The 6,826-nt window shown below is 66.1% G+C and carries 5 protein-coding genes and 1 pseudogene; all 6 read right to left on the reverse strand.

What is annotated here, in order from left to right:
* Positions 1–273: pseudogene (locus JO059_RS21750) on the reverse strand (hypothetical protein); the annotation flags it as partial.
* A gap of 107 nt (positions 274–380) precedes the next feature.
* On the reverse strand, positions 381–1,931 hold the full coding sequence (locus JO059_RS21755; protein WP_293322605.1) for an MCE family protein: 1,551 nt from the start codon (positions 1,929–1,931) through the stop codon (positions 381–383).
* Positions 1,925–3,100, reverse strand: a complete 1,176-nt coding sequence (locus JO059_RS21760) for a virulence factor Mce family protein (protein WP_293322607.1) — start codon at positions 3,098–3,100, stop codon at positions 1,925–1,927. Before JO059_RS21760 ends, JO059_RS21755 begins: the two co-directional genes overlap by 7 nt.
* Before the next feature lie 50 nt (positions 3,101–3,150).
* Positions 3,151–4,767: a virulence factor Mce family protein gene (locus JO059_RS21765; protein ID WP_293322609.1), complete on the reverse strand. Its 1,617-nt coding sequence runs from the start codon at positions 4,765–4,767 to the stop codon at positions 3,151–3,153.
* The gene (locus tag JO059_RS21770; protein WP_293322612.1) at positions 4,764–6,356 is read right to left on the reverse strand and encodes an MCE family protein; all 1,593 of its coding nucleotides are present in this window, start codon (positions 6,354–6,356) and stop codon (positions 4,764–4,766) included. Before JO059_RS21770 ends, JO059_RS21765 begins: the two co-directional genes overlap by 4 nt.
* Positions 6,353–6,826: MCE family protein (locus JO059_RS21775; protein WP_293322614.1), on the reverse strand; the 474-nt coding region annotated here is incomplete at its 5' end. The genes JO059_RS21770 and JO059_RS21775, both read right to left, overlap by 4 nt.

The following is a 6,826-nucleotide window of genomic DNA, read 5'->3' on the forward strand; positions in this document are numbered from 1 at the left end:
GGCTTTCCAGCCGCGGCCGATACGGGATGGACGACGTTGGGCATCCGCAGTCGCGGCGTCGGCCGCCGCGAGTGGGGCTTCTGCCGCATCCTCGGCCGTCACCTCGGGGCGTGTCTGCTCGGTTCCGCCCTCGGATTCTGCCGAATCATCGGCCGTAACCTCGGGGCTAGTCGGCTCGGTTCCGCCCTCGGATGCTGCCGCATCCTCGGTCGTCACCTCGGGGCTGGTCGGCTCGGCTCCGCCCTCGGATGCTGCCGCATCCTCGGTCGTCACCTCGGGGCTGGTCGGCTCGGCAGCGACCGCCGGCTCCTCCTGGGGTTTCGAGCTTGCTTTCCGGGCGGATCTGCGTAGACGACGAAACATCGCCATCGGTGGGGGGTTCAGCCGGCTGGCGCCAGCATCTCCTTCCATCCGTCGTCTCCTGTTTTGGTCGAGTTTTCGACGGAGTACTTGATCCCGTCGGGTCCCGTCAGCTCACCGCTTTGGGGACTGTACACCGCCGACGGAGGCCCGATCGGAGTGTAAGCACACGGGTTGGGCTGTTGGCCGTTGCACTGCACGGTACCTTGTCCCGGCCGCGACAAGGGGTCACTCACCGGCGGTGGCGTCCCGGGAACTCGGTCCGAGGGCGCCGGGTTGAGGCCGGTGTTGACCGACGGCGCCGGGATCACCATGCCGGGCCTCACCGATTGATCACAGCGCGCCGCGGGCGCGGGGCAGGTGAGGAGCTGGTTCGGGTCGCCGTACCAGGGGTTGGTGCCCGCCGGTACGTACGGCCTGGGGTCGCGGCACTCTCGCGGCGTGGCTGCCCGCTTTCCCGGGATGTCGACGCATGGGATGTTGCGCGATCCGCGGACGCTGTTGGCCGGCGTCTCCATCGGGATCTTGCAGTAGGTTCCGGTCGGCAAGGGCGCCAGGTTCGTGTCCGCCGGAGAGCGCCACTCCGAAGCGGGAATGAAGCCGGTCAGACATGGCGGCGGCTGGTTGATCGACGGCGCCAGGTCGAGGGCTGCCTGGTTGGGGAACGGGGCGGCCACGGTCTGTGCGATCGCAGCACCCTGCGGCAAGAACACCAGCACCTGTTCCAAGCCGGTGTGGTAGCGCTTGAGCAGATCGAACACCACCTCGAGATTCGCCAGCGTCTGGGGCAGGGACTCGCGGACGTCGTTGAATACGTCGTTGATCTGATCGGCGGTCGGCGCGGCCTGGCGAAGGATGCTTCTCACGTGCTGGTCGTTTTGGGCACTCTGGGCGGCCAAGGTGTTCAGGTTGCGCGCCCACCGCTCGATTGCGCTGTTCGAATTGACCTGGCTGTCCAGGATCGGGCCGGAGTTCTGGATGATGTCGTTGACGTTGGTGATGTTCGTCTTGAAATCGCCGACGATCGCCTGGGTGGCGTCGACCAAGCGCTGCAGCGCGGGACCCAGGCCGCCGACGGATTGCGCCGTCTCGTCCAGCAATTGGCCGATCTTATCCTTGGGCAATGCCGCCAGACCCCGGTTAGCGGTGTCGAAGGCCGGCCCGATCTCGCTGGGCACGGTGCCCTTGGTGATGGTCTGTCCGGGCGAGAGGTCCTTGCCCGGGTTGCCGGCGGACACCAGGTCCAGATACTGCTCGCCGACCGCCGACACCGAGTGCACATTGGCCACCGCATCGATCGGGATCTTGTAACGGCTGTCGATGCTCATCGTCGCCTCGGCGCCCGTCTCGGTCGGCTCGACGTCGGTCACCTTGCCGATGGTGATGCCGCGATAGGTGACGTTGGCGGTCGGATACAGCCCGCCGGACGCCGGCAACTCCGCCTTGAGCTCGTACCGGCCGATACCCACCAAACTGGGAACCTGCAGGTAATACACACCGAGCACCGTTATCGAGATCACGGTGAGAATCCCGAACAGTATCAGCTGCCGTCTGATGAAGGGAGTCAGCATTGGCTGGTGTCCGCCCTTTCCACTAGCGGTCCACCGGGCGCATTGTTGGGGCTCGGCGTGTAGCGGACGTCGGGAACCATCGTCTCGGGGTCGCGCCCATACGACTGCTCGAGCGCCCGCAGGGCTCCCGACAAACCCGTACCGGTCATGAACGCGTTGTCGATGGCGCTGTAGGTAACGTCGAGCGTCAGCGAGATGTTCTGGTAGTCGCCGCGCATCAGCCTCGGAATCGTGTCGATGTCGTAGGGCTGCGTGAGGATCAGCTTCAAGGCACCGATCAGGTCCGGCGAGGCACGGCCGAGCTCCCGCAACGGGCATTGCAGCGATTGCAGATCGGTGTGTAGCGGGCCACGCGCTTCGGACAGGTACTGGTCGGCGGCCTGGCTCAGCCGTCCCACCGCGTCGACCGCGTTGATCAGCAAGCTCTTGGTGTCGGCGAAATGCTTGATCAGCGGCGGGATGTCGGTCAGCACGCGATCGATCACGTCGGCCCGGCCACCCACGTAGACCAGCAGGCGGTTGGTGGAGTCGATGGCGTGGGTGATGTCGTCACGCTGCTGGTTGAGCTGGTTGGTGAAGGTGTCCAGCTTTCCGAGGAACGCCCGGATCTGGTTTCCCCGCCCGTTGAAGATGTTGTAGACCTCGTTCTGCAGCACTTCCAGGTTCGGGATGCCGCCACCACGCAGGATCAACGCCAGACTTGCCAGCGTCTGCTCGGTCGTCGGGTAGGCCGACGAGTTCTTCAGCGGAATGGTGTCGCCGTCCTTGAGCAACTCCGGCGACGGGTTCGGCGGGGCGGCCAGCTCCAGGTGCTGAGATCCCAGCAGCGAAGTCTGGCCGATCCTGGCGGTCGCGTTCTTCGGCAGCTTGACGCTTTTGTCGTCCCCCAGCGTCAGGGTCGCGATCCAGTTCTTGAGGTTGATGGCCTTGATGGAGCCCACGAACACGTCGGCGACCATCACCTTGCTGTTGCCGTTGATCGCCAGCGTGTCCGGCACCTGCACATAAAGCGTGTAGGAACCCGAGCCGCTGCCGGGACCGCCGGGAATGGGGACGTTCGAGATTCCGCGCCACCCGCACGAGCTCAGCACCAGGGCGGCCACCAGCAACACCAGTCCGTGCCAGGCGCGGCGGCGAATCCGCGGCATCAGCCTCATGACGCTCCTCATTGGCCGACGGTTCGGCTTGCTCCTCGCGCCCATGGCGCTCGTCGCGCTCCTCACTGGCCCAGTCCTGCGTTGGCGGGCACCGGCGGCCCACCGGCATTGGGCGCGGGCGCCGCAACCGGCGCCGGCGTCGGGGCGACGGGTCCGGGGACCACGTCCGGCCCCGGCGGGGACGGCGGTATCGGCACCTGCGGCGGGTTCTGGCCGACAACCGGCGCGATCGGGACCTGGTCGTAGGCGTTCGGGTAGCCCGGCGGTGTCTGCAAGTTCGATTGAACCGGCGCGATGTTCGGGCCGCCCATCAGTTCGGCCAGAGAGTCCGGCGTCATCAGGCCCGCCGTGATCGGTCCGACCTGCTGTCCCTGCATGCCCGGGGCCACGATCCACCCCGGGGTGGTGTTGCGGTACGCCGTCGGCGTGTCCGGTACCCAGATTCCCGGGACGGTCGTGTCCTTATAACCGTTGGGCGGATGCAGCCGCGGCTCGGAGTACGCGACGTCCTTGGGGAGCGTCTCGGCGGTGCTGAACAGGTTCACGCCGAACGGCGGGTAGTTGAACTTGATCGCATCGAGGATCGGCGCCAAATACTGGGCGCAAAGCTCGGCCGACTCTTGATAGCCCAACCGGCTGCCGGCCTGGATGGAGCTGCAGACGAACTGCATTGGGTTGGCGAAGTTGGTGATCGACGGAATGGCGACGACGGACCCGTGGGAGGGGTGGTAGATCTGGTTCACGTTCGACGCGGCCGTCGGTAGCACGTGCAGGGCGGTTTCGAGGCCGTTCAGCGAGTCGGGTTGCAGCAGCGTGTTGGTCGCGGTCGCCAGGTTGTTGATGTCGTGGGTCAGCACCTCGCGGTTCTGGTCGAGCCACGGACGCACCGTCGACAGCAGGCTGTCGAACTGCTGTACCGCATTGGCAAGATCGTTGTCGGAGCTCGCGAGCCGGGAGGTGAAGTCCGCCAGATTCTCGTTCAGCGCGACGAACTGCTGATCGTCCTGGTGCAGCGCGTTGACGAATAGCGCCAGGCTGCGCACCACCGCGAAGAAGTCACCGCGACCCTCGTTCAAGGCGGTCAACGAGCGCGACAGGCTGTTGAGCGTGTTGTTGATCTCCTGGCCCTTGCCGGCCAGCCCGTTCGCGTACGACTCGATGACCTCACCGAACGGGCCCTTCGGCTGCTCGGGCGTGGGGCCGAGTTTGGAGATGATGTTGGTGACGCTGTTGCGCAGCTCGTCCCACTCCACCGGCACCTGGGTGCGCTCCTGGGGGATCACCGCATTGTCGGCGAGCACCGGGCCACCCTTGTAGGCCGGCTCCAGCTGGATCGCACGCGAGGCCACCAGCGTCGGGTTGAGGATCACCGCGGAGGCGTTGGCGGGAACTTTGTATTTGTTCTCGTAGTGGAACGTGACCTTCATTTTGTCGCCGGCCGGCTCGATCTTGTCGATCGAGCCCACCCGCAGGCCCATGATCTGGACCTTGTCCCCCGGGTAGAGGGCGTTCGCCGCGGAGAAGTAGGCCACCACCGTGTTGTTCGTCAGCTTTTCGTAGAGCCGCCAGCCGACGAACGCGACGACGATGGCCAGCGCGACCACGAGCGAGCCGATGATCACCGTCGTCCGCGACATCCTCGGCAACCGGACGTTGCGAATGTCAAAGGCGCTGCTCAATTCTGGCTACCTCCCCCCGCGGCGCCGCTGCCTCCCGAACCTCCCGGGTTGATGAATGGTGCCGGCAGTTGTGCGCCGGGGCCGGGCGGTGCCGGCGGACCGGGCGGGAGACCGGGGGCGAACGTCGAGGGTGGGGGCGTCGGCCCGGCCGGCGCCAGTTGCTCCGTACGCGCCCCAGGCGGTGCCTGAGCGGGCAGCGGCACCGGCGTGCCCGGCACGTTCGGGGGCGGGTCGCCCGGGCGTCCCGCGATCGGCACCCCCGGCGTCGGCGGCAGACCGTCGGGGTTCGGCGGCGAGGTCGCGACGTCGACCGGCGCAGGGAAACCGGGGCCACCGAACGGACCGACCGCCGCACCCGCGCAGGGCAGCGGATTCCATGGCCGCGGCAGTCCCTCGTCCCCGACGGTGATGTTGCCGCCGGGATTCGCCGGCGTGTAAGAGCAGGGCGATCCGGGCGGGACGGCCGGTCCCGGGTGATCCGGGGTGCCCTCGAGCACCGGAGGCGCCGGCGGCGGCGCGCCGTTGGGGAATCGCGTGCCATTCGGGTCGGGCCAGCGGAATTCCGGCAACCCGGCGCTGCGCCAGAAGTTCTCAGGGTCAAGACCGCGCTTCCTGAAGGCCGCGTCGAGGAATGGCTGCAGGATCTGGCCCGGCAACAGGTTGTGCAGCACCACCTTGAAGAACGGCCCGGACCCGATCGCCTCGTTCAACGACGGCAGGAACTTGCCGACCTCAGTGAACCCGGCCGCCAGATCGTCCTTGCGCTGGACGAGGATGTCGCTGACCGTGCGCAACTGCTCCAGCACGTGATTGAGGTTGGGGTTGTCGTTGATGAATCCCTTCACCTGCTGGGAGAAGGCGGCGATGTTGCTCAGCAGCGCATCGATGGCCTGGCCTCGCTCGTTGAACGCCGCCAGCAGCGCCTTGGCGTTGACCAACAGCCGGTCGATTTGATCGCTGCGGTCACCGAGAATGCTCGCCACCTGGTTGGCCTGCGCGAGCAGATGCTTGATCTGCTCGTCGCGCTTGCCGATGGTGTCGGAGAATTTGGCGACGCCGTCGAGGGCGGCGCTCAGGTGCGGGTAGGTCTGATCGATCGTTTCCGACAACACGTGCAGCGACTGCTTGACCGTGTCGATGTCCCAGCCCTGGGCGGCCTTGGTGGCGTCGAAGAACGCGTCGTAGATCTGGTACGGGGTGGTGCTCTGCCCAATCGGCAAGCTGGCGCCAGGCCGTAGCGTCTGCTCACCCCGGTTCTCGATCTCGAGGATCTTCTTGCCGAGGATGGTGTCTGTCTTGATCGCGAGCCGGCTCTCGGTGCCGATGGTTTCGGTGCCCATGTTGAACTTGATCACCACGTGGTCACCGTCGATGTTGAGCGCCTCGACCTTGCCGACGTCCATGCCGGCGATGCGCACCTTGTCACCCTTTTGCAGTCCGCCTGAGTCGGTGAACTGGCCATAGTAGTGGGGCTTGGCCATCAGCATCGGGACGCTGGTGAAGCTTTGACCAACGCCGACGACGAGCAGGGTCACGATGATGCCCATGATCCCTATGCGCAGCCGATTGGGAGGTTCCAGCGTTCTCATTGCGGCGTGCACCTACCCGTCGGCTGCCCGAAGAGCTTGACCGTACGCACCGGTCCACCGGCCTGCAGCCCGTTGAGCTTGAGGTTGATGTCACAGGCGTAGAAGTTCACGAAGTCGCCGTAGGAGCCGATGGTGCGCCCAATCATGTTCAACGCGGTCGGCACCCGGTGGATGAAGTCGTCCAGCTGCTCGCGCTGATCGATGAGCGGTTGCTGAACCGCGTCGAGGTAGTTGATGGTCGAATGCAGCAACGAGCGGTCCTCGGCCAACAGGTCGGCCACGGTTCCCGCGGCATTGCTGATGTGTGCGGTTCCGCCGGCCAGCTGCTCCCGATGGTCGTTCAGCCCGGTGATCAGCACCTGCAGGTTGTTGACGGTCTGATCGAATTGCTGGCGATGGCGGACCGTGGTGTCCAGGACGATGTTGAGATTCTTGATCACCTCGCCGATCGCCTGGTCGCGCTCGGCGAT

The organism is Mycobacterium sp. (assembly GCF_019247615.1).
In the GTDB taxonomy this organism is placed as follows: Bacteria; Actinomycetota; Actinomycetes; order Mycobacteriales; family Mycobacteriaceae; genus Mycobacterium.

Excerpts from the sequence above, each read along its gene's own strand:
- JO059_RS21770 (WP_293322612.1), bottom strand. The coding sequence starts at position 6,356 with ATGAGAACGCTGGAACCTCCCAATCGGCTGCGCATAGGGATCATGGGC.
- JO059_RS21760 (WP_293322607.1), bottom strand. The coding sequence starts at position 3,100 with ATGAGGAGCGTCATGAGGCTGATGCCGCGGATTCGCCGCCGCGCCTGG.
- JO059_RS21755 (WP_293322605.1), bottom strand. The coding sequence starts at position 1,931 with ATGCTGACTCCCTTCATCAGACGGCAGCTGATACTGTTCGGGATTCTC.